21 protein-coding genes are annotated in these 21,704 nt (G+C 70.2%); 15 read left to right on the top strand and 6 right to left on the bottom strand.

The annotated features are described in order from the left end of the window. Window positions 1–12 precede the first annotated feature (12 nt). From NOCYR_RS15485 to ctaD, 3 genes are all read right to left on the bottom strand, one after another. Window positions 13–1,086 (bottom strand): Vms1/Ankzf1 family peptidyl-tRNA hydrolase, encoded by a 1,074-nt coding sequence (locus tag NOCYR_RS15485; protein ID WP_014351326.1) that lies wholly within the window; start codon window positions 1,084–1,086, stop codon window positions 13–15. A 61-nt stretch (window positions 1,087–1,147) separates the two neighbouring features. Then, window positions 1,148–1,825, bottom strand: coding sequence for a phosphodiesterase (locus NOCYR_RS15480; protein ID WP_048833428.1), 678 nt, complete (start codon window positions 1,823–1,825; stop codon window positions 1,148–1,150). Window positions 1,826–1,856: 31 nt separating this feature from the next. Then, a complete protein-coding gene (gene ctaD / locus NOCYR_RS15475; protein WP_048833427.1) occupies window positions 1,857–3,608 on the bottom strand; it encodes a cytochrome c oxidase subunit I in 1,752 nt (583 codons plus the stop codon). Between the two features lie 194 nt (window positions 3,609–3,802). Here ctaD and rfaE2 point away from each other — a divergent pair, with 194 nt between their 5' ends. Both rfaE2 and NOCYR_RS15465 read left to right on the top strand, forming a co-directional pair. Then, window positions 3,803–5,296: a D-glycero-beta-D-manno-heptose 1-phosphate adenylyltransferase gene (gene rfaE2 / locus NOCYR_RS15470; protein WP_014351323.1), complete on the top strand. Its 1,494-nt coding sequence runs from the start codon at window positions 3,803–3,805 to the stop codon at window positions 5,294–5,296. Continuing rightward, window positions 5,296–6,213, top strand: a complete 918-nt coding sequence (locus NOCYR_RS15465) for a glycosyltransferase family A protein (protein WP_014351322.1) — start codon at window positions 5,296–5,298, stop codon at window positions 6,211–6,213. Before rfaE2 ends, NOCYR_RS15465 begins: the two co-directional genes overlap by 1 nt. On the opposite strand, the gene NOCYR_RS15460 is transcribed toward NOCYR_RS15465, so the two are convergent. Further along, window positions 6,122–7,285, bottom strand: coding sequence for a glycosyltransferase family 9 protein (locus NOCYR_RS15460; protein WP_014351321.1), 1,164 nt, complete (start codon window positions 7,283–7,285; stop codon window positions 6,122–6,124). The genes NOCYR_RS15465 and NOCYR_RS15460 overlap by 92 nt on opposite strands. A gap of 183 nt (window positions 7,286–7,468) precedes the next feature. Here NOCYR_RS15460 and NOCYR_RS15455 point away from each other — a divergent pair, with 183 nt between their 5' ends. The 11 genes from NOCYR_RS15455 to NOCYR_RS15405 all read left to right on the top strand — a co-directional run bounded on the left by NOCYR_RS15455 (window position 7,469) and on the right by NOCYR_RS15405 (window position 17,812). Then, window positions 7,469–8,674, top strand: a complete 1,206-nt coding sequence (locus tag NOCYR_RS15455; RefSeq protein ID WP_014351320.1) for a glycosyltransferase — start codon at window positions 7,469–7,471, stop codon at window positions 8,672–8,674. A gap of 32 nt (window positions 8,675–8,706) precedes the next feature. Beyond that, the gene (locus NOCYR_RS15450) at window positions 8,707–9,411 is read left to right on the top strand and encodes an SDR family oxidoreductase (RefSeq protein ID WP_014351319.1); all 705 of its coding nucleotides are present in this window, start codon (window positions 8,707–8,709) and stop codon (window positions 9,409–9,411) included. Beyond that, window positions 9,411–10,391, top strand: a complete 981-nt coding sequence (locus NOCYR_RS15445; protein WP_014351318.1) for a glycosyltransferase — start codon at window positions 9,411–9,413, stop codon at window positions 10,389–10,391. Before NOCYR_RS15450 ends, NOCYR_RS15445 begins: the two co-directional genes overlap by 1 nt. Next, entirely contained in the window at window positions 10,388–11,452 is a 1,065-nt protein-coding gene (locus tag NOCYR_RS15440; protein WP_014351317.1) for a glycosyltransferase family 9 protein, read from the top strand. The genes NOCYR_RS15445 and NOCYR_RS15440 overlap by 4 nt, the downstream gene beginning before the upstream one ends. Window positions 11,453–11,553: 101 nt before the next feature. Then, window positions 11,554–12,138 carry a D-glycero-alpha-D-manno-heptose-1,7-bisphosphate 7-phosphatase gene (locus NOCYR_RS15435; protein WP_014351316.1) on the top strand — a complete coding sequence of 195 codons (585 nt, stop codon included), beginning with the start codon at window positions 11,554–11,556 and terminating at the stop codon, window positions 12,136–12,138. 65 nt (window positions 12,139–12,203) lie between these two features. Continuing rightward, on the top strand, window positions 12,204–12,767 hold the full coding sequence (locus NOCYR_RS15430) for a D-sedoheptulose-7-phosphate isomerase (RefSeq protein WP_014351315.1): 564 nt from the start codon (window positions 12,204–12,206) through the stop codon (window positions 12,765–12,767). Then, window positions 12,764–13,738 carry a PfkB family carbohydrate kinase gene (locus tag NOCYR_RS15425; protein ID WP_014351314.1) on the top strand — a complete coding sequence of 325 codons (975 nt, stop codon included), beginning with the start codon at window positions 12,764–12,766 and terminating at the stop codon, window positions 13,736–13,738. The genes NOCYR_RS15430 and NOCYR_RS15425 overlap by 4 nt, the downstream gene beginning before the upstream one ends. Next, window positions 13,735–14,703, top strand: coding sequence for a glycosyltransferase family 9 protein (locus NOCYR_RS15420; RefSeq protein ID WP_014351313.1), 969 nt, complete (start codon window positions 13,735–13,737; stop codon window positions 14,701–14,703). The genes NOCYR_RS15425 and NOCYR_RS15420 overlap by 4 nt, the downstream gene beginning before the upstream one ends. Continuing rightward, a complete protein-coding gene (locus NOCYR_RS15415) occupies window positions 14,700–15,779 on the top strand; it encodes a hypothetical protein (RefSeq protein ID WP_014351312.1) in 1,080 nt (359 codons plus the stop codon). The genes NOCYR_RS15420 and NOCYR_RS15415 overlap by 4 nt, the downstream gene beginning before the upstream one ends. Before the next feature lie 74 nt (window positions 15,780–15,853). Next, on the top strand, window positions 15,854–16,936 hold the full coding sequence (locus NOCYR_RS15410; RefSeq protein WP_014351311.1) for an NAD-dependent epimerase/dehydratase family protein: 1,083 nt from the start codon (window positions 15,854–15,856) through the stop codon (window positions 16,934–16,936). Window positions 16,937–16,984: 48 nt separating this feature from the next. Next, a complete protein-coding gene (locus NOCYR_RS15405; RefSeq protein WP_014351310.1) occupies window positions 16,985–17,812 on the top strand; it encodes an SDR family oxidoreductase in 828 nt (275 codons plus the stop codon). Window positions 17,813–17,932: 120 nt separating this feature from the next. Here the strand turns inward: NOCYR_RS15405 and NOCYR_RS15400 are convergent, their stop codons facing one another. Beyond that, entirely contained in the window at window positions 17,933–19,150 is a 1,218-nt protein-coding gene (locus NOCYR_RS15400) for an erythromycin esterase family protein (RefSeq protein ID WP_014351309.1), read from the bottom strand. Between the two features lie 111 nt (window positions 19,151–19,261). On the opposite strand from NOCYR_RS15400, the gene NOCYR_RS15395 reads away from it, so the two are divergent. Next, window positions 19,262–19,954, top strand: coding sequence for a MerR family transcriptional regulator (locus NOCYR_RS15395; RefSeq protein WP_048834190.1), 693 nt, complete (start codon window positions 19,262–19,264; stop codon window positions 19,952–19,954). A 33-nt stretch (window positions 19,955–19,987) separates the two neighbouring features. Next, window positions 19,988–20,599, top strand: coding sequence for a chloramphenicol phosphotransferase CPT family protein (locus NOCYR_RS15390; RefSeq protein WP_014351307.1), 612 nt, complete (start codon window positions 19,988–19,990; stop codon window positions 20,597–20,599). A 10-nt stretch (window positions 20,600–20,609) separates the two neighbouring features. Here NOCYR_RS15390 and NOCYR_RS15385 read toward each other — a convergent pair whose 3' ends face one another. Further along, window positions 20,610–21,701, bottom strand: coding sequence for a protein kinase family protein (locus tag NOCYR_RS15385; protein ID WP_197538388.1), 1,092 nt, complete (start codon window positions 21,699–21,701; stop codon window positions 20,610–20,612). Between the last annotated feature and the right edge of the window lie 3 nt (window positions 21,702–21,704).

Below are 21,704 nucleotides of genomic sequence, written 5' to 3'. Positions count from 1 at the left end.
TCTCGCTGCTGTTCAGGTGTGGCGCAGCAGCGCGCCGATGCCGTCGGGCAGTGGGGCGTTCTCGAGCGGCACCACCTGCGCGCGGACCGCCAGCGCGGCCGCGGGCAGCGCTTCGTCGGCCGGACACTGCCGTGCGGCGGCGTCGAGGTCCTCGCGCTGGGTCGAGATCTGCGCGGGATCGGCGCCGACCCACACCGAGTGGTTCGCCGACGCCGACGCGTCGATCAGCAGGTGCGCGACATTGGCCATCCGCAGCGCGGCGACGGTACGGGCCAGCCCGGCCACCGCGAGCCCGTCGTCACGACCCTTGTCGGCGATGAACCGCTCCAGGATGTCGCGGCGATGGCTGCGGGCCTGCTCGGCGATCACCTCGTGCACGCGGGCATCGAATCCGGTCTCGTCGGTGCCTTCGGCGCGGCCGCCGGTGTCGACCTCGATGACGGTCGCGCCGTGCTCGGGCAGCGCCTCGTGCAGGGCTGAGCGCGCGGTGACCTCGCCGGCCAGTACCACGACCTCGGCGTGCACTCGATCGGCCAGTGCCGAAACCTCGCGGGCGACCCCGTCGACATTGCGGCGCACCGTTTCTTCCACTCGCCGTTGCATCGACAGATGCGACCAGCCGCCCTCGCCGACCTTGTGCACCGGATGGTCCTGGCCTTCGACGGCCTCTTCGACGGCGTGGCCCTGATCGTCGACGGCCCGCACATCGCAGCCCACGCTGTCGACCACCGCGACCACATGCGGGGTCTGTTCGGCGTCGTGGGCGATCAACGGCAGCAGATACGGCCGCGCCGAGACGCGCAGGTCTTCTCGGGGCGGCGGGTCCGGCAGGAACTCGTCGACCAGGACCTCCTCGGCGTCGGCGATGAGCAGGCGGCCGCAGCGGCCCCGGCCCGGATGACGTTGCGCGATCGCGGTGTCCAAGCGATCGAGGGTGGCGGTCGGGGCGCCTTTGCCGGCCAGTTGGCCCCGGGCCGAGCGCCAGCGCAATTCGGTCTGGTGCGCGGCGTCTTCGGTGTCGTGCGAGCCATCGATGTAGACCGTGGCGAACGGTCCGGCCCGCTGCGCTATGTGTCTGATATCCATGCTTCTCACGCAGGCCGGTTACCCGGGATCGACCCGGCGAATCAGCGACGGCGCCCGCGGATCAGGACTCTTGGCCGCGGCCTCGGCGGCTGCCGATGTAGGCGCGTTCACGGAGTTTGGTGACGAGGTCGGGCACGAGGGTGACCTCGGCCGGATGGTTGAGCATCGGGTCGAAGAAATCGGTGCGGTAGTCCTCGGGTTCGGCCCGGTGCAGGGTCAATTCGCCGGCGATGCGACGGGGGGTGCCGATGCCCTGGACGGTGATCTCGAAGCCGAGGGTGTGGTCACGGAGGTGATCGGCCATCGCGTCGAGTGCGGCGGTGGCGGGCTGGCCGGCGTCTGGTTCGGCGTAGACCCAGGTGAGGCTGGATTCGCCGAATCGGTACGGCAGCAGGGAGCCGTAGCGGGCGCTGGCCCAGCCGCGGGCGGGGGTGATCGCCAGGCGGCCGAGACCACCGCGGCCGGTGGTGGCGAGCACGAAGTCCCAGGGGTGATCGTCGCGATCGAGCACCCGGAAGGCCAGCCCGAGCACGTCCGGGAAACCGGCGGGCAGCCCGATCCCTTTGGACAGGCGGGCGATCACCGCCCGCTCACCGGAGCCGAACAGGGTGAGGTATTCGTCGTCGGCATGGAATCGGCCGGACAGTCGTATTCCCCGCGGGTGGAAGACCCGGGCGTGCCGGATCCGGGCGCCTGCCTCGAAAGCTTTCGTCACCGTTGCGGAAACCAGATCAGCCATCACAAACCCTTCGCTGCTGTCTTCGGATCATCTAGTCGGGTGTTGCCGCGTCGGACGGTTCGGACAGTTCCGCGCCGACGCCGTGCCCGGTGGAGCGGCCGACGTGGGCTTCGGCGCGGATCCGCTCGACCATATGCGGGTAGTGCGCTTCGAACGCGGGCCGTTCGGACCGGATGGGCGGCAGTTCGTAGAAGTTGTGCCGCGGCGGCGGGCAGGTGGTGGCCCATTCCAGGGAATTGCCCGAACCCCACGGATCGTCGACGGTCGCCACTTCGCCATAGCGGTAACTCTTGAATACGTTCCACACGAACGTCACCATCGAGGCGCCGAGTACGAACGACCCGATGGTGGAGACGGTATTGAGCGCGGTGAAACCATCGCTGGGCAGGTAATCGGCGTAACGGCGCGGCATGCCCTCGTTGCCCAGCCAGTGCTGCACCAGGAACGTCAGGTGGAAGCCGAGGAAGGTGGACCAGAAGTGGATCCGGCCCAGCCGTTCGTCCATGAACCGGCCGGTCATCTTCGGGAACCAGAAATAGATCCCGGCGAACGTCGCGAACACGATGGTGCCGAACAGCACGTAATGGAAATGCGCCACCACGAAATAGGAATCGGTGACGTGGAAGTCCAGCGGCGGGCTGGCCAGGATCACCCCGGACAGGCCGCCGAGCAGGAACGTGACGATGAAGCCGATCGAGAACAACATCGGCGTCTCGAACGTCAGCTGGCCCTTCCACATGGTGCCGATCCAATTGAAGAACTTCACGCCCGTCGGCACGGCGATCAGGAAGGTCATCAGCGAGAAGAACGGCAGCATCACCGCGCCGGTGGCGTACATGTGGTGCGCCCAGACCGCCATCGACAGCGCCGCGATGGCGATGGTCGCGAAAACCAGTGCGGTGTAGCCGAAGATCGGTTTGCGGCTGAATACCGGGATGACCTCGCTGATGATGCCGAAGAACGGCAGCGCCACGATATAGACCTCGGGATGGCCGAAGAACCAGAACAGGTGCTGCCAGAGAATGGTGCCGCCGGTGGCCGGGTCGTAGATGTGGCCGCCCAGGTGCCGGTCGTAGGCCAAGGCCATCAGGGCCGCGGTGAGAATCGGGAAGGCCAGCAGCACGAGAATGCTGGTGATCAGGATGTTCCAGGTGAAGATCGGCATCCGGAACATGGTCATCCCCGGTGCCCGCAGGCAGACGACGGTGGTGATCATATTGACCGCACCGAGAATGGTGCCGAGGCCCGACAGCGCCAGACCCATGATCCACAGATCCCCGCCGACGCCCGGCGAATGCAGTTCGTTGCTCAACGGCGTGTACCCGGTCCAGCCGAAATCGGCCGCGCCTCCGGGGGTGAGAAACCCGGCCGTCGCGATCGTCGCGCCGAACAGATACAGCCAGTAACTGAGCGCGTTCAACCGCGGAAACGCCACATCCGGCGCGCCGATCTGCAACGGCAGAATCGCATTGGCGAAGCCGAAAACCACGGGGGTGGCATAGAACAGCAGCATGATCGTGCCGTGCATGGTGAACAGCTGGTTGAACTGCTCGGGCGAAAGGAACTGCAATCCGGGCCGCGCCAGCTCCCCCCGCATCAGCAGCGCGAGCAACCCGCCGATGAGGAAGAACGCCGTCGCCGAGACCAGGTACAAGATGCCGAGCACCTTCGGGTCGGTGGTGGTGATCATCCGGTAGAGCGCAGAACCCTTAGGACCGTGCCGCGCCGGAAACGGCCGCGTGGCGGTGAGCTCACCCACCGCACCCGAGGATGACGCGGTCATCGCGTCTCCCGCATCGAGACGGGCGGCATCGCCGGAAATGCGCTCATGGTCTCGCCCTACCCGCCTGCCGCCACCTGAACCATTCCCGCGGCGATTCGATCGCACCGATATCCCGCGCCGTCTCGGCGGTCGCGGTTTCGTCCGATCGGCTCGTGGAATGGCGACAGGGAGTGGCTCGCACGGACGGAGGACGCATGAGCGGAACCGAGGAGGGCGACCGGACCGAGGCCGCGCACGATCTGAACGCCGCCGCGACCGTGGTCGTGCTGGGGGATGCCATGCTGGATGTCTGGAATTGGGGCAGTTGTGAGCGGCTGTGCCGGGAGGCGCCGGTTCCGGTGGTCGATGTCGAGCGCAGCCGGTCCATGGCCGGGGGAGCCGGAAACACCGCCGCCAACTTCGCGGCTCTGGGCGCCGACACCAGATTGGTCGCCTTGACCGGTGACGACGCGGCGGCCGGCGCGCTTACCGACGTGCTGGTACGCGGCGGTGTCGACGCGAGCCGGATCCATCGCGCGCCGGACCGGACGACGCCGGTGAAGACCCGCATCGTCGCCGGCGAACAGATCCTCATGCGTTTCGACGAATCCAGCAGCGGGCCGGCCCGGGCCGGCGAGGTCGCCGAGCTACTCGTGCGCCTCGACGACGCCTTGACCCGAGCCGACGCGCTGGTCGTCTGCGACTACGGCGGATCGCTCGGCGACAGCCTGCGCGACAGTCTGGTCGAGCGCCGCGAGGAACTACCGCTGCTGATCGTCGACACCCACCATCCCGGACGGTGGCGCGAGCTGCGTCCCGACCTGGTCACCCCCAATGCCGGTGAGGCCGCCGAGGTGCTCGGCGTCGCCGCGACGACGGGGGCGAATCCGGATCAGCGGGCCGAGCTGTTCGACCGGCACCGCGAGGCCCTGTTCACCGCGGTCGGCACCCGCACCGTGGTGGTGACGCTGGACCGCGACGGCAGCGTGCTGCTCGACGGTGACCGTCCGGCCCACCGCACCTGGGCCCATCCGGTGCGCGACAGCCAGTCAGCGGGCGGCGGTGACACTTTCGTCGCCGCGCTGACCCTCGCGGTGCTGGCGGGGATGCCGCTCACCGGTGCCGTGGAGGTGGCCCAGGCCGCCGCCGATGTGGTGGTGCACCGCCCGGGCACCTCGGTGTGCACGCTGGACCAGCTGCGCACTCACATCGACCGCAGCGGCGGTGCGGTGCTCGAGCCCGGGCAGCTGATCGAAACCGTGCGCGGTCATCGCAGCGCCGGACGGCGCATCGTGTTCACCAACGGCTGCTTCGATGTGGTGCACGCCGGTCATATCGCCTACCTCAACGAGGCCAAGCGACTCGGCGACGTCCTGGTCGTCGCCGTCAACTCCGATGACAGCGTGCGCAGGCTCAAAGGCCCCGACCGCCCGGTCAATCCGCAGCACGACCGCTGCGCGGTGCTGGCGGCGCTGAGCTGTGTCGACCACGTGACCGTCTTCGACGACGACACCCCCGCCGAGCTGCTGCGCGCCACCGAACCCGACCTCTACGTCAAGGGCGGCGACTACCGGCCCGAGATGCTGCCCGAAGCCCCCATCGTCGCCGGATACGGCGGTGAGGTCCGGGTACTGAGCTACCTCGCCGATCATTCGACCTCCGCGATGATCGAACGCATCCGGGCACGATCGGCGACCGGAGGTGCGTGATGGGCCCCGATCTGGAGGTGCTCATCCCGACCCGCAACCGCGAGATCGAGCTCGCCACGACGTTGTCCGGGCTGGCGGCACAGGATCTTCCCGGTTTCGGCGTCGTCGTGAGCGATCAATCCGATGTCGCGCCCGGCTACGACACCCCCGCCGCGCGCAGCATGCGCCGAGTGCTGACCCGGCACGGACACCCGGTCCGGCTCGGACGTCATCTGCCGCGCAGGGGGATGGCCGAGCACCGCGCCCACCTGCTCAGTCGCTCGACCGCTCGCTATGTGCTGTTCCTCGACGACGATGTGTGGCTGGAGCCGGGCACGTTGACCCGGATGCGCGAGGCGATCGGCGCCATGGGATGCGGGCTGGTGGGCTGCGCGGTGCAGGGGCTGTCGCACCTGGACGACTGGCGTCCGGGCGAGCTGGCTCCCTTCGAGCTGTGGCACGGCCCGCCGCAGCCCGAGCACATTGTCCGTGGCGAACCCGCGTGGGAGCGGTGGACCCTGCACAATGCCGCCAATCCGGCCCATCTCGCCGACGCCGTGGTGCGCCGGCCCGGACAGACCTATGCCTACAAGATCGCGTGGATAGGCGGCTGCGTGCTCTACGACCGTGGCGCGCTGCTCGACACCGGCGGTTTCGACTTCTGGACCGATCTGCCCGCCGAGCACAGCGGCGAGGACGTGCTGGCCCAGCTGCGGGTCATCGCGCGCTACGGCGGGGCGGGCCTGCTGCCCAGCGGGGCGATCCATCTGGAATCGCCGACCACGGTGACCGATCGGCGGGTGGAGGCGTATCAGGTGGTGCCGCCGGAATTCTGGCCGCAGCGCGCTATCCGGGAGGATGGGCAGCACGGGTGGCCGGCGGGGCGGCAGCGAGCTCGCGCAGTTCGGCATCGACATCCTCGGTCGTCACCGACGTGACCAGCGATTCGTCGTGTGGGCAGCGCGCGCCGAACTCGTCGGTGATGTCGCGACCGCATACCGGGCAGTCGTCGCGCCAGGAGATCAGCACCCGGTCCTCGCTGCGGCTGAGCGGGCCGGCGTTGACGACATTGCCGATCCAGAACACGCCCACCGTCGGCGTGCCCAGCGCCCGCGCCAGATGACGTGGGCCGCTGTCGTTGCCGACCAGGACGCGGCTGCGGGCCAGCACGCCACACAGTGTGGACATATCGGCCCCGGCGAGCACCTGGATGGTGGCGCTGTCGCGAACTCGGCGTGCCTCGGCGTGGGCCGTGGCGGCGATGTCGGCGAGCAACGCGCGTTCCGCTCCGGTGCCCACTACAACGACATCCCAGCCGCGGCTCAGGCAGCGGGCGGCGATCTCGGCGAATCGGGACGCGGGCCACCGTCGGCGCGGATCCCGGGCGCCGGGATGGATCGCCACCAAGAATCCGGTCCTGCCGGTTAGGACCCGCTCGGCGGCGGCGATATCGGCTGCGGTGAGCGGCAATTCGGCTTCCAGCAGCACCGGGCGAGCACCCGCTGCGCCGGCGACCTCGAGGGCGCGCAGGGTCTCGTTGTGGTAGTAGCGGAACGCGACGTTGCGGCCCAGCGGTGCCGCGTCGGCCGCGCGCGAGCCGACCGACCAGCGTGGATGCAACTGCTGGATAACGGTATTGGACCAGGCGCCGCCGCCGTGCAGTTGCACACCGAGGTCCACCGGCTCGAGCAGCGCGCGATCCAGGCATACGCGCAGGTCTTCGTCGTCGGGATCGGCGGATCCCATGGTTGATTCCGGGATCACCACGACCTCGCCGACCGGGGTCGGCCGGTCCCGCAGCAGCTGCGCGTGCAGCGCAGAGCCGAGCAGCACGATATCGGCGCCCGGATACGCCGCGGCAAGGGCGTGGATGGCGGGAACGGCGAACAACAGATCACCGAGACCACCGCCGCGCAGGACCGCGATCCGGTGCACGTCCGGCAATCGCGGATGCACCGGGCCGACCGCGAGCCGGTTCGCCGCGTTCTCGGGTGCCGCCGCATCGGCCATGATCACCGTCCTCCCGCGAAACCGCTTGCCCCGCATCAGCGTGTCGCATACCCGGCGGCGCGGGCCCGAAACCGAAGCGCGACCCGGATTGCCGGTGGAGATACCGGGTACGCGCCGCGTAGGGCACCACGGAGGTTTCCCGGGCGCCGACAACCCAGCGAGCAGGAGAAAGGGGACCGCCCCGTGAAGATCGCCATGGTTTCCGAGCACGCCAGCCCCCTCGCCGCGCTCGGCGGGGTCGACGCCGGTGGTCAGAACGTGCATGTGGGCGCGCTGGCCTCGGCCTTCGCCCGCGAGGGCCACGAGGTGAGCGTCTACACCCGCCGCGACGATCCACGCATCGACACCGAGGTGATCACCGACGACGGCTATCGCGTGGTGCATGTGCCCGCGGGGCCGCGCGCGTCCATTCCGAAGGACGCGATTCTGCCGCACCTGGGTGAGTTCGCCGACTTCCTGTACGAATCCTGGCGCACCGACAGCCCCGACGTGGTGCACGCGCACTTCTGGATGTCGGGCCTGGCCACCGAGCTGGCCGCGCGCCGGCTGCATCTTCCGGTCGTGCTCACCTTCCACGCCCTCGGCACCGTGAAACGCCGTCACCAGGGCCGTGCCGATACCAGCCCGCGGTCGCGGATCAAGTTCGAGCGGCTGATCGCGGTGCGCGCCGACCACATCGTGGCGACCTGTTCGGACGAGGTGCGTGAGCTCGCGCGCATGGGTGTGCCCGATGCGCGCACCTCGATCGTGCCGTGCGGAGTCGACCTGTCGATGTTCGGCAGGCATGGGCCCGTTGCCACGAAGGGCCGCCGTCGTCGCCTGCTGTCGATCGGACGGATGGTGCCACGCAAAGGTTTCGACACCGCGATCAAGGCGCTGCCGGAAGTGCCGGGCGCCGAGCTGCTGATCGCGGGCGGCGCCGACGACGACATCGCCCGGGCCGAGGCAGCACGACTGCGCCGGGTCGCCGACCGGCACGAGGTGGCCGACCGGGTCGAACTGCTCGGTCAGGTACCCCATCGCGATATGCCCGCGCTGCTGCGCTCGGCCGATGTGGTGGTGTGCACGCCCTGGTACGAACCGTTCGGCATCGTCCCGCTCGAGGCGATGGCCTGCGCGAAACCGGTGGTCGCCAGCGCCGTCGGCGGTCTGCTCGACACCGTGGACGACGACGTCACCGGCGCCCTGGTGCCGCCGTCGGAACCGACACCGCTGGCCCGGGCGCTGCGCTCGCTGCTCGCCGACAGCGCCCGGCGCCGGCGCTGGGGCGCGGCGGGTCACCGGAAGGTGCGCGGGCGCTACTCCTGGGACCGCATCGCCGCCGACACCCTGACCGCCTACCGCACCGCGACCACCGCGCAGGCGACCGCGCTCGGAGCCGCCAGCTGACAGCCATGACCCGACGTCTGAAGGGATACAGCGTGAACGCATCAGCGCACACAGAACTCGGCAACGTCCTGATCACCGGCGGCGCCTCCGGTCTCGGAGCCGCCGTCGCCGACGCGGTAGCCGCCGAGGGCGGGACCGCTCTGGTCATCGACCGCGACAAACCGGAGGCCGACGTGGCCTGGGAGTACGCGGATCTGGCGTACTCCGATGACACCCAGCGCGCCGTCGAGCAACTCATCGCCCGCGCCGACGGCCGCCTGAACGCGGTCTTCACCGCCGCGGGCATCGACGCCTGCGGCGCCCTCGGCGACGTCGCCACCGAGGACTGGGAGCGGGTGATCCGGGTGAACCTGCTCGGCACCGCCGCCGTCATCCGGGCCGCGCTGCCCGCCCTGCGCGCGAGTCACGGCACCGTGGTGACCTGCGCATCCACCCTCGGGCTGAAAGCTCTGCCGGACGCAACCGCCTACTGCGCGTCCAAGTTCGGAGTGGTGGGGTTCACCAGGGCGCTGGCCGCCGAAACCGCCGGCGAGGTGGGCGTCACCCTGCTCGTGCCCGGCGGGATGCACACCGCGTTCTTCGACGGACGACCCGCCCAGTACGCGCCGCCGCCGGATGTGCGGCTCAACCAGCCCGAGGACGTCGCCGCCACCGCGATCTTCGCGATGACCCGGCCACCGGGCTGTGAGATCCGGGAAATGGTGGTGTGCCCGTCGACGGAAAGCTCGTGGCCGTGATGAGCGCGCCGAGATCGCTGAATGTCCTGGTCTGGCATGTGCACGGCTCGTGGATGACCTCGTTCGTGCAGGGCGGCCAGCAGTATCTGATCCCCACCGATCCCGATCGCGGGCAGTGGGCGCTGGGTCGCTGCGGACGCGACTGGCCGGATTCGGCCCGCGAGATCGCACCCACCGACCTGACCCGCGAACAGATCGATGTCGTCGTGCTCCAGCGACCGGAGGAACTGGATCTGGTACGGCAGTGGTTGCACGCCGAGCCCGGCGTCGACCTGCCCGCGATCTACCTCGAGCACAACACCCCGCGCGGGCACGCGTGTCTCACCCGGCATCCGCTCGCCGACCGCGACGACATCCCGTTGGTGCACGTGACCGACTTCAACCGGCTCATGTGGGACAACGGACGCGCACCGGCCACGGTGATCCCGCACGGCGTCATCGACCCCGGACACCGCTACACCGGCGAACTCGAACGCGCCGCCACCATCATCAACGAGCCGGCGCGGCGCGGCCGGATCACCGGAACCGACCTGCTCGCCCCGCTGTCGCAGGCCGCGCCGATCGACGTCTACGGCATCGACACCGACGACCTGCACGAATCCCTCGATGCTCCGGTCGACCGGGTCTGCGGCGCCGGCGATCACGACCAAGAGCAGTTGCACAGCGAACTCGCCCGGCGGCGCGTGTTCGTGCATATCCCGCGCTGGACCTCGCTGGGGCTGTCGGTGATCGAGGCGATGTATCTGGGCATGCCCATCGTCGCGCTCGGCACCACCGAGGCCTCGGCGTCGATCCCGGCCGACGCGGGCGTGGTGTCCAACGATCCCGAGGTGCTCGACGAGGCGATCCGGATGTTCGTGCGCGAACGCTGCTTCGCCGACCTGGCGGGCAAGGCCGCCCGGCATTGGGCCCAGGCGAATTTCGGGATCGACCGGTTCACCGCCCAGTGGGATCGGCTGCTGCACGAGGTGGCGGCGTGAGCGGCCATGTGCTGGCAGCCCGGCTCGACAGCGCCGGCGATGTCCTGGTGACCGGACCCGCGGTCCGGGCGGTCGCGGCGCGGGCGGACCGGCTCACCTTCCTGGCCGGACCGCGTGGCCGGGCGGCGGCCGAGTTGCTGCCCGGCGTCGACGAGGTGGTCGAGTTCGCCGCCGGCTGGGTCGACTTCGACCGGCCACCGGTCACCGCCCGCGTCATCGACGACCTGGTCGCCACCCTCGCCACCCGGCATATCGATGAGGCGTTGATCTTCACCTCCTTCCATCAGTCGCCGCTGCCGCTGGCCTTGGTGTTGCGGATGGCGGGGGTGGCGCGGATCTGCGCGATCAGCACCGATTACCCGGGTTCGCTGCTGGATGTGCGGCACGCGGTGGACGACGATGTGCCCGAACCGGTTCGGGCGTTGTCGCTGGCCGCGGCGGCCGGTTATCCGTCGACGGATTCCGCGCTGGCGGTGCGGACCGATCTGCCGGATGTGCGGGCGCTCACCGGCGACCCCGGTTACGTCGTCGTGCATCCGGGGGCGGCGGTACCGGCGCGGCGGATGTCGGCGCAGCGCAACCGCGCGATGGTGGCGGCGCTGGTGCGCGCCGGCTATCGGGTGCTCGTCACCGGTGGGCCGGACGAAACCGCGCTCACCGCAACGGTCTCCGGCGCTGACGCGGTCGACCTCGGCGGCGCGACGGACCTGCCGATGCTCGCCGCGGTCCTGCGTGCTGCCCGGGTGGTGGTCGCACCCAATACCGCGGCCGCCCACCTCGCAGCCGCCGTCGGCACGCCCGTGGTGTCGTTGTTCGCGCCCGTCGTGCCCGCACGGCGCTGGGCTCCGCATCAGGTGCCCTGCATCGTGCTCGGTGATCAATCGGCGCCCTGCGCGGACTCACGCGCCAGGGACTGCCCGATCCCGGGGCACCCGTGTCTGGAGCACATCAGCGATGAGGCCGTGGTCGCGGCGGTGGACACCCTCGTCGTCGCGTCCTCGGCGCGGCTGCCGGCCGTCTTGCCGGTGCAGGAGCGTGCCCGGATGAACGCGGTGCCCTGATCCAACGGCGTACCCGCGCCACTGTTTCACGAGCAGGAACCCGGGCATGCCCCTAGCAACGGTGTCGAGGGCCGGCACCCGGGATCGGACCAGGAGGGCAGATGTACCACCGCTCGTCACCCTCCCGGCCCGCCGCACCGGAGTCGCGCCCGGCCGCGCTGCTCTTCGACCGCGACGACACCCTCATCCGCGATACCGGATACATCGCCGACCCGGATCTGGTCGAGCCGCTGCCGGGCGCGCGTGCGCAACTGCGCCGGGTGCGCGGGGCGGGCGTGCGCACCGGCATCGTGTCCAATCAGTCCGGGGTGGCTTCCGGCCGGATCAGCCTGGCCCAGCTCGCCGCGGTCAACGCGCGCGTGGAAGCCCTCCTGGGCCCGTTCGACACCTGGCAGATCTGCGCGCACGGTCGCGCCGACGGCTGCCGGTGCCGCAAACCGGAACCCGGTTTGATCCTCGGCGCCGCGGCCGAACTCGGGGTGGCTCCGTCTCGATGCGTGGTGATCGGCGATATCGGATCCGATATCGAGGCCGCGCTGGCGGCGGGCGCCAGGGCCGTGCTGGTTCCGACACCGCGCACCCGTGCGACCGAGACCGAACATGCCCGGCGAGTCGCCGCGGTGGCGCCCGACCTCGCCCGGGCGATCACCCTCGCACTCGATGCGCCGGGAATGGGGAAGGAATAGTCGTGAGTAGCGCCGAGAGCCGCCGAGACGAGCCGGATCCGCGACGTCGAGCTCGGGCCGACGACGTGCGCGCCCATTTCGACGCCCTCGAGCGCGCCTTGCACCGCAATCTTCGCCCCGCGACCGAACAGGTCCTGACCTGGGGTGTGCGGCTGGCCGGCGTCTACGAGCGCGGCGGGCGATTGTTCGCCTGCGGCAACGGCGGTAGCGCAGCGGAGGCCCAGCATCTGACCGCCGAGCTGACCGGCCGATTCCGCGCCGAACGCAGACCGTTGTCGGCGATCGCCCTGCACGCGGAAACCTCGAGCCTGACCGCGATCGGCAACGACTACGGGCCGGAGGAGATGTTCGCCCGGCAGCTGGTCGCGCACGGACGGCCCGGCGATGTGTTGCTCGCCCTGTCCACCAGCGGTTCCAGCGCCAATGTCGTGGCCGCGGCCAAGGCGGGCAAGGAGATCGGGCTGGCCACCTGGGCGCTGACCGGACCCTCACCCAATCCACTGGCTGCGCTCTGCGACGATGCCATCCCCGTCGACGCCGATTCGGTCTCGGTCGTGCAAGAGATGCACCTGGTGCTGGTTCATTCGCTGTGCGCCGCACTGGAATCGGCGATGGGAGTCGACCGTTGACCAGCGCCGGCCCGCTGGTGATCGTCGGTGACGTGCTGCTCGATATCGATATCGACGGCCGCGCCGACCGCCGCAGCCCGGATGGGCCCGTTCCCGTCGTGGACGTCACCACCATCGCGCATCGGCCCGGTGGTGCGGGTTTGGCGGCCACGCTGGCCGCCCACGACACCGGCGAGGTGGTGCTGGTGGCGGGGTTCGCCGACGACGAATCCGGGCATCGGTTGCGTGCACTGCTCTCGCACCGGGTCGAGCTGGTCGAGCTGCCCTTCTCCGGCAGCACGGTGTGCAAGGAACGGGTGCGCGCCGTCGGGCCCTGTGCGGGCGGCGAATCCGGGTTCGCGCCGATCACCCGGCTGGATTTCGGGCACGGCCGAATTGTCGCGGGTCCATTGAGCGCGGAGGTGCGGTCGGTGCTCGCGAATGCCCGGGCGGTGCTCGTCGCCGACTACGGACGGGGAGCCGCCGCGCATCCACAGATCCGGACGCTGCTCGAGCAACGTTCGCGGCGAACGCCGCTGGTGTGGGATCCCCATCCGAAAGGTCCGCCGCCGGTGCCGGGCGCCGATCTGGTGACGCCCAACCGGCCGGAGGCCGAGCAGCTGGTTCCGGATTCGTCCGGCTTCGGTGCGCGCGCCCGCGAACTCGCGCGGCGCTGGTCGGCGCGCGCGGTCACGATCACCCTCGGCGCGGACGGAGCAGTGTTGAGCTACGCCGACCGGCCGGCCGAGCGAATCCCCGTCCCGGTAGGGGAATCCGGTTCGGAGCAGGCGCGCGACACGTGCGGCGCGGGGGACCGATTCGCGGTCGCGGCCACGATCGCCATGAGTGCGGGCGCGAGCGCTGAGGACGCCGTGCGGCACGCCGTCGCCGCCGCGTCGGCCTTCGTCGCCGATGGTGCCGCGACCGCGTTCGCCGAGCCCGCTTCGCAGATCCCCGCGCCCGAACTCGCCGGGAGCGACCCGAACCGGTGAGCGTCATCCTCGTGCTGCGCGCACTCGGCCTCGGCGATCTGCTGACCGCCGTGCCCGCCCTGCGCGCCCTGCGCCGGGCCCGCCCCGATGATCGGCTGGTGCTGGCCGCCCCCGAGTGGCTGCGCCCGATCGTCGAACTGACGGGCACCGTCGACGACCTGCACCCGGTGCCGGGTCTCGGCGCACTGCGCTGGCCCGGGCCGCCACCGGCGCTGGCGGTGAACCTGCACGGCCGCGGACCCGCCAGCATCGCCGACCTCGCGGCCACCGCACCCGACCGCCTGATCACGTTCGGGCACAGTGATTTTCCGCAGTTCCCTGGCCCGGATTGGCCCGCCGACACCCATGAGGTCACCCGCTGGTGCGGGCTGCTCGACAGGGCCGGAATTCCCGCCGATCCGACACGGCTGTCCCTCCCGGCGCCCGCGTCCACGACACCTGATCCGGCGCGAGTCCTCATCCACCCGGGCGGCAGTTCGGCCGCGCGACGCTGGCCCGCCGAACGATTCGCCCGCGTCGCCGCGCACCTGCATCGCCGCGGATACCGGATCTTCCTCACCGGCGACGCCCGCGAGCGCACGCTGGCCACCCGGGTCGCCGACGCGGCCGGGGCCGGCACGGTGGTGGCGGGCGAACTGGCCTTGGCCGAGACCGCTGCCCTGGTCGCCGGTGCGCGGCTGGTCATCTGCGCCGACACCGGCCTGGCGCATCTGGCGACCGCGTTCGGCACGCCGTCGGTGGTCCTGTTCGGGCCGAACCCACCGCGCTGGTGGGGGCCACCGCCGCGGCCCGAACACCGAGCCCTGTGGGCGGGGCAGATCGGGGATCCGCATGCGAGCACACCCGATCCCGGGCTGCTCGAGATCGGCGCCGCCGAGGTCATCGAAGCCGTCGAGGACCAACTCGCACAGGCCTGGTCGCCGCACGCCGCGACGGACACCTCGAGCGTGGGTGATCGACCGTGAATTCCGAAGGTGCCGAGCGTCCTGCGGTGACGGTCGGCATGGTCGCCGATCCGGACCTGCCCGCCCGGCTGGCACACCAACTCGGCGAACGCCTGCCCGGCCTGCTCGCCCGGCGCGACGACAGCGTCGACTGGAAGGTCGAAATCTTCTACGACCCGTTCGAAGCGATGCACCCCGACGACGACCACCTCATCGACAAGGCCGCCCAGCACGTCGCCCACACCGACTGGGATCTCGCGCTGTGCCTGACCGATCTGCCGCTGCGCACCGACGACGCCGTCGTGCTGGCCAGCCTGGACCGACGCCACCACGTCGCGCTCATCTCGCTGCCCGCGCTCGGCGGCTGGCGTCTGCGGCATCGGCTGCAAGTACTCTCCGTGCGCCTGATCGACGGGTTACGACCCCGGGGCTCCACCCGCGAACTCCGGATGCCGCGCCCGTTCCACCGCGCCCGCCTCGAGACCCCCGATCCCACGACGGCGCGGATCGTCTCGCCTCGGCGCATCGGCATTCCGCGGCTGCTGGCCGGGATGGTGCGAGCCAACCGGCCGTGGCAGCTGTTCCTGGGCCTGTCCTCAGCGCTGGCGGGATCGCTGGCCGGGACCGCGTTCGGCGTGCTGTATTCCAGCATCTGGCAATTGGCCACCGCGCTCGGACCGTGGCGGCTGGCGGGTGTCGTCGGCACCGCGATCGCCGCGCTCACCGTCTGGACCATCGCCGGACACGGCCTCTGGGAACGCGCCGACTCCACCGGCATGGCGCACGGACCCGATCTCGCCTTGCGCAATGCCGGCACGGTCGCCACTGTCGCGGTCGGCACGGTGGTGTTCTTCGCGACGCTGTTCCTGCTCACCTGCGCCGCGGTCGGGTTGATCATCCCGCCGGACTATCTGGGTAGCGTGCTCGGCCGCACGGCCGATCTCGGCGACTACCTGACCATCGCGGCGATGGCCAGTGCGCTCGGCACCGTGGCGGGCGCGGTCGGCTCCGGTCTGGAAGACGACACCACCGTCCGCCGCGCCACCTACGGCTTCCGCGAGCGGGAACGCCGCGACCGCGTCGCTCGCGACCGCTGAACCGGCCCGCCGGCCGCTGTGTGGCAGTCGAGCACGCGGGTATGCCGGTAGGGCAGTCGACACGAGGAGGACCGATGCGCGTAGTCGTGATGGGGGCGACGGGGAACGTGGGCACCGCGGTGATCGACGCGTTGGCGGGCACACCGGAGGTGACCTCCATTGTCGGTGCGGCGCGCCGCAGGCCCACCGATGACCGGGTGGGCGTGGAGTGGGTCGCCGCCGACGTGCGCCACGACGATCTGACCGTACTGTTCCGCGGCGCCGATGTCGTGGTGCATTTGGCGTGGCTGTTCCAGCCGACGCACCGGCCCTTGGACACCTGGCGCGCCAATGTCGGCGGCACCGCACGCGTGCTGGAGGCGGTGGCGGCCGCGCGGGTACCGGCGTTGGTCTACGCCTCCTCGGTCGGTGCGTATTCGCCGTGCACCGACGATCGTCCGGTCTCGGAATCCTGGCCCACCGAGGGCTGGCCCGGTGCGGCGTACATGCTCGAAAAGGCTTATGTGGAACGGCTGCTGGATACCTTCGAACGTCAGCAGCCCGACTGCCGGGTCGTACGAATGCGCCCCGCCTTCACCTTCCAGTACGCCTCGGCCAGCGAGCAGCGCAGGCTGTTCCTCGGACCGCTGATGCCGAACCCGCTGCTGCGGCCCGGGCTGCTGCCGGTGCTGCCGTATCCACGCGGGATGCGGTTGCAGGCCGTGCACAGCGTCGATGTGGGGCTTGCCTACGCGCTGGCCGTCGCCTCCGACGCGCGCGGCCCGTTCAATATCGCGGCCGAACCGGTGCTCGCCCGCGCCGAACTCGCCCGCATCCTGCGCACCCGCACCGTCGAGGTCCCGCCGCGCGCGGTGCGCGGCGCGCTCGCGGCAGCCTGGCATCTGCGCCTGGCCCCGGCCACCCCGGGACTGTTCGACGCGATGATGCACCTGCCCGTCATGGACACCACCCGCGCCCGCGTCGAGCTCGGCTGGACACCCAGGATCAGCTCCTCCGACGCCGTCACCCAGTTCCTGGACGGATTCCGCGCCGGCGCCGGTGGGCAGACGCCTCCGCTGGCCGCGGACGCCGGCGGTACCTGGCGCTACCGCGAATTCACCTCCGGAGTCGGCGGCCACGACCCGGTCGACCGGGAATTGGCCCATCACGGGCGATGAGCAGTCCCGCGGCGGTGTCGGCCCGGTGCGGGCGGGTAGCCGATCAGCATGGCAACTATCGCTCCCTTACCGAAGGAACGCATCGGCGCACCGCTGCGCGCCGTGGTCACCGGCTCCGATTCCGGCATCGGACGCGCCATCGCCGTCGCGCTGGCCGGTGGCGGAGTGGATGTGGGCATCACATATCACGCGGACGAGCAGGGCGCCGCGCGGACCGCCGACCTGGTCCGTGAGCGCGGCGCGCGCCCCGCCGTCCGGCAGCTCGACCTCGGCGACCTGCCCACCAGCACCGCCGTCATCGACGAACTCGCCACCGAACTGGGCGGCCTCGACGTGCTGGTCAACTGCGCCGGAACCGGCTCGGCCACCCTGGTGATGGACATGGATTTCGACACCTGGCGCCACGTGCTGTCGGTGGATCTGGACGGCGCGTTCCTGTGTTCCCAGCGCGCCGCCGCGCACATGATCGAGGCCGGGCGCGGTGGCCGGATCATCAACATCACCAGCGTGCACGAACACGCACCGCGCGTCGGCGCGGCACCGTACTGCGCCGCCAAAGCCGGACTCGGCGCCCTCACCAAAGTGCTGGCGCTGGAACTGGCCGAACACGGCATCACCGTCAATTCGGTGGCACCCGGCGAGATCTCGACCCCGATGACCGGACAGGAAGACGTCGACCCCCGCGAACAACCTCGCCCCGGCCTACCGCTGGGCCGCCCCGGCCACGCCGACGAAGTCGCCTCCGTCGTGGCCTTCCTCGCCACCCCCGCCGCCGGCTACATCACCGGCGCCTCCTACGTCGTCGACGGCGGCATGCTGCTGATGGGCCCGCAGTCCAGCCAGCTCGTTCCCGACGAGAAGTGGCGCCGGCCTTAGCCGGGGTTGACACCGACCTTGCCTCAGAGCGTCGGCGGGTTCGGTGCACCCTCGTCCTGCTCACCCGCCGAGCGGCGCCGCACCGCCCGGCGGGCCCAAGCGGGGCGGCTATCGGCACATCTACCAGTACTGATGCCGCTGCCCGTCGGTGTCGGCGATCCAGATGACCGCGTCGGCGCCGTCGAGGTCTTGCGGGCTGAGCGGGATGTGGCCGGGCATCATCGGCTCGCCAGTGCGGATCGACGCGGGCAGGGCGGCGCGTAGCGCTCTACTGGGGAACAGGGCTCGGCCGGTGGTGGCCTCGGCCAGCGCGCCTTGCAGGGTGCCGGGTTCGCTGTGTGGGTTGGCGTCGGCGGCTATGACGGCGTAGCGCTCGCCGAGGGTGAGGGCGACGAGTGCGCCGGCGTTGGCCCACTGCACCTGGTTCTCGCCGACCGTCATGGTGGGTGGTGTGTATTGCAAGTGCACATTGTGGGCGAAGACCAGTGTGGGGCCGCGGTGTTCTTCGCGGGCCCTGATGTCGAGCAGGTTGTCGGCCATCATCTCCGCGCGGACGGCCAGCATGTTCGCGATGCGGTTGGGGCCGGTCTCGGCGATGGCGGCGTGGAAGCGCAGCTGGCCGAGGGCGGTGCGGGCGTGGGCGACGGCGTCGGCGTAGCCGTCGGGGTCCGCCGGACGCAGGGTGGGTGCGGCGCGGCGCAGGGCGCCGGCGAGGTCGTCGGCGAGGATGCGCAGGGCGCGAGCGCGATCGGAATTGCCGATGGAGACGGCGGGGTCGTACATGGCGGCCTGGTTGGTCCAGTCGGCGTCGTCGCCGAGCAGGGCTTCCAGCTCGCCCGCCGACCGCGGACGCAAGGGCTCGGGCAGGTACTCGACGGCGGCGCGAAGGGCCGGCCTCGGGCTCGCGATGTCGACCTGATCGCCGGGAAAGTCGAAGCCGTAGAAGCGAACCCGATCCTGCGGCGGGCGACCGGCGTTGTGCATGCGGAGCCATTCGACCAGTTCTCGATTGCCCGGTACGCCGCCGAAACGGTGGCTGAACCCGTCCGCGAGCACGATGTCGAGATCGGTATTCGCGCCCTGAACGTAGTCGTTCACCAGTGCGGCGGCGAACATGTCGATCTCGAGTGCGATCGACCGGAACCCCCGCTCCACCAGTTGGGCGAGCAGCTTGTTGCGCAGCACCGGAAAGGCCGCGATCCCGTGCGTCGGCTCGCCGAGCCCGAGCAGCGTCGTCGGCTCGGCCCGCGTGGCGAGCAGTTCATCAACCGCCCGGCCCAGGCCGGCTGAATCATCGAGTTCGCGAGCCAGCGCGCGCAGCGAGGTGGAAGTGGACATGGATACCCCTTTCAGAAGGACCTGCCCTCGACGCTATCGTTGAAGAATCGAGTGAAACTTCGTCAGCGATTACCTGGTAGTTGCTGCCGAAAGCCTCAAACGGAGGTCCACCTGCGTCCCATCGACCTCGCCCGGGAACACCAATTGTCCGCCCAGGCGATCCGCAACTACGAGGACGCCGGAATCCTCCCGCCGAGCGCCCGCAGCGACACCGGCTACCGCCGCTACACCCCGCTGCACGCCCAAGCCCTGCGCACCTTCCTCGCCCTACGCGCCGGCCACGGCCACGAACCCGCCGCCCAGATCATGCGCGCCGTCAACCGCGGCGACACCGAATCCGCCTACCGCCTCATCGACGCCGCCCACCTCGCCCTGCTCACCGAACGCGACACCCGCCTCGACGTCGCCACCGGCCTCGGCGCCCTCTCCACCACACCACCCTCGATCCCCGGACCCCCGCTGTCGGTCGGTGAGCTCGCCCGCCGCATCGGCGTCCACCCCGCCACCCTGCGCACCTGGGAATCCGAAGGAATCCTGCGCCCCCACCGCAACCCCACCACCGGCCACCGCGAATACGGCCCCGACACCATCCGCGACGCCGAAATAACCCGCCAACTCCGCCGCGCCGGCTACCCCCTCCCCAAAGTCGCCGACTTCCTCGACTCGATCCACGAAGCCGGCGGCCCCGAAGCCCTGCACACCTTCCTCACCACCTGGCAACACCGCCTCGCCACCCGCAGCCGCCATCTACTCAGCGGCGCAGCACAATTGGACGTCTATCTCCACCTGCTCGATAAGGAATAAGGGCTAGTTCCCGTTGCTGCATACTCTGGCCATATGCCGATCGGACCCCACCCGCCGCGGGTGATCTTCCTCAACGGAACGTCGAGCTCAGGCAAAACTACACTCGCACGCGCAATTCAGGACGAAAGTGAGGTCCCCTTCGTCTACTGGGGCATCGACACCCTGTTCGGCCTTGTGCCCCCGAATTGGGGTGGCGGCCGCGACGGTCCGCTCAGTCGCGACGGCTTCTGGTACGACCGCTCCGGCCACGACACCGACGGCAACCCCACCGTGGTCATCCGTTGCGGCTCTCTCGGCCGCCGCCTGCTGCATTCCGCCTGCGCAGCGGCCGCCACCTTCGCCCACGGTGGCGACAACCTGGTGATCGACGAAATGCTGCTGACCCCAGACCTGCTACCGATCTGGATGAATGCCCTCACCGGCCTGGACGTACAACTCGTCGGCGTCACCTGCCCCTTGCCGGTTGCCGAGCAGCGGGAAAGAGCCCGCAATCACCCGGTCGGCTTGGCCCGCGGCCATTTCCACTCAGTGCACGACCACGGCCACCCCTACGACACGATGGTCGACACTGGGACCGCAACGCCCACCGAACTGGCCGGAACCGTGCTGTTCGGAGACGCACACGAGCAGCGCCGCGCGCGATAGATGCGGCGCGTCACCTGCCGTCACGGCGTCGAATGGCTCGCGCGTCCAGTAAACGGCGGATCTGTTGGTCTGGGTATGGGGTCGTGCGACTCTCGTGCTGGAAGTCGCGGGTGAAGGTGGACATCGCGTCGGCGATTGGTGCGTGTCTGGTGAGGACTGCGGCGGCTTCGCCGGGGATGTCCTTCGGGATGTCTCCCTCGGCGATAGCGCGCACCATCGCGGCGCGGTCGTCTCCCCGGAGTCCGTACAAAGCGGTGATCAGCCAGATCGCCAGGTAAGTCGACGTGTATCCGCTGTCGTAGCTCTGGTTCCGGTCGAAGAATTCGGCCTCGGCCGGGGAGAGGTGGAACCCGGACGAAAGGGCGAGGCCGTAATCGGCGAAGTAGAGGCGTTGTCCGTCGGTCAGGATGTTCGCGAAGTGGGCGTCGAGATGTAGCAGCCCGCGGCCGTTCATGAATGCGGTGCCAGTGGCGAGTTCTCGTTCGACCATGATGCAGGCCCGGTCGGCGGCCGCGTCGCCGGACTCGATCTGAGCGTTCAGCCACTCGTGCAGGTTTTGCGGGATGTACTCCAGGAACAACGCGATGGTTGCCGAAGAGCTTCGGAGTGCTTCGATCCGGTGGCGTACCTGCGGTCGGCCTTCCCAGTAGGCGACGGCGCGGTCTATGTCGGCGAGTTCCTCGGGTAGCGGTGTCGTGTCCGGGAGGACTCGCCAGTGGTACATCAGGGGGAAGCCCGCGTGTTCACCGGCGAGCACCCAGTTCGTCGTCATGGTGTGCACGGCGAGCTCGCGCCAGGCTCCATAGCCGGGACTGCCGATGAGGCCGACGCCGTACTGGCACATCTGCGGCAGATCGAACAGGTTCGCCGTGGACCGCACGTGCTGCGGCTGCCGTTCGAGGTCGGTGAGGGGCACTCGTTTCACGAAGACCGGGGTCCCGACAACCTCCAGCAGCGCAGCCTTCCCACCGATGCCCGTGCCGATCGGTCTCGCCGCATCCACGGCTTCGCGCGACGCCTGATCGCTGTGCAGGGCAAGGGCGTTGGAAACGGAGCTGTAGGCGCTCAGACGTGCCTGCCGCGTCTCGTCGTCGGCCGTCACCGC

Origin of the sequence: Nocardia cyriacigeorgica GUH-2 (assembly GCF_000284035.1) — a bacterium.
GTDB classification, from domain to species: Bacteria; Actinomycetota; Actinomycetes; order Mycobacteriales; family Mycobacteriaceae; genus Nocardia; species Nocardia cyriacigeorgica_B.
This window is presented reverse-complemented; position numbering and strand designations above follow the sequence as displayed.

Excerpts from the sequence above, each read along its gene's own strand:
- NOCYR_RS15485 (WP_014351326.1), bottom strand. The coding sequence starts at position 1,086 with ATGGATATCAGACACATAGCGCAGCGGGCCGGACCGTTCGCCACGGTC.
- NOCYR_RS15480 (WP_048833428.1), bottom strand. The coding sequence starts at position 1,825 with ATGGCTGATCTGGTTTCCGCAACGGTGACGAAAGCTTTCGAGGCAGGC.
- ctaD (WP_048833427.1), bottom strand. The coding sequence starts at position 3,608 with ATGACCGCGTCATCCTCGGGTGCGGTGGGTGAGCTCACCGCCACGCGG.
- rfaE2 (WP_014351323.1), top strand. The coding sequence starts at position 3,803 with ATGAGCGGAACCGAGGAGGGCGACCGGACCGAGGCCGCGCACGATCTG.
- NOCYR_RS15465 (WP_014351322.1), top strand. The coding sequence starts at position 5,296 with ATGGGCCCCGATCTGGAGGTGCTCATCCCGACCCGCAACCGCGAGATC.
- NOCYR_RS15460 (WP_014351321.1), bottom strand. The coding sequence starts at position 7,285 with ATGGCCGATGCGGCGGCACCCGAGAACGCGGCGAACCGGCTCGCGGTC.
- NOCYR_RS15445 (WP_014351318.1), top strand. The coding sequence starts at position 9,411 with ATGAGCGCGCCGAGATCGCTGAATGTCCTGGTCTGGCATGTGCACGGC.
- NOCYR_RS15435 (WP_014351316.1), top strand. The coding sequence starts at position 11,554 with ATGTACCACCGCTCGTCACCCTCCCGGCCCGCCGCACCGGAGTCGCGC.
- NOCYR_RS15410 (WP_014351311.1), top strand. The coding sequence starts at position 15,854 with ATGCGCGTAGTCGTGATGGGGGCGACGGGGAACGTGGGCACCGCGGTG.
- NOCYR_RS15405 (WP_014351310.1), top strand. The coding sequence starts at position 16,985 with ATGGCAACTATCGCTCCCTTACCGAAGGAACGCATCGGCGCACCGCTG.
- NOCYR_RS15400 (WP_014351309.1), bottom strand. The coding sequence starts at position 19,150 with ATGTCCACTTCCACCTCGCTGCGCGCGCTGGCTCGCGAACTCGATGAT.
- NOCYR_RS15390 (WP_014351307.1), top strand. The coding sequence starts at position 19,988 with ATGCCGATCGGACCCCACCCGCCGCGGGTGATCTTCCTCAACGGAACG.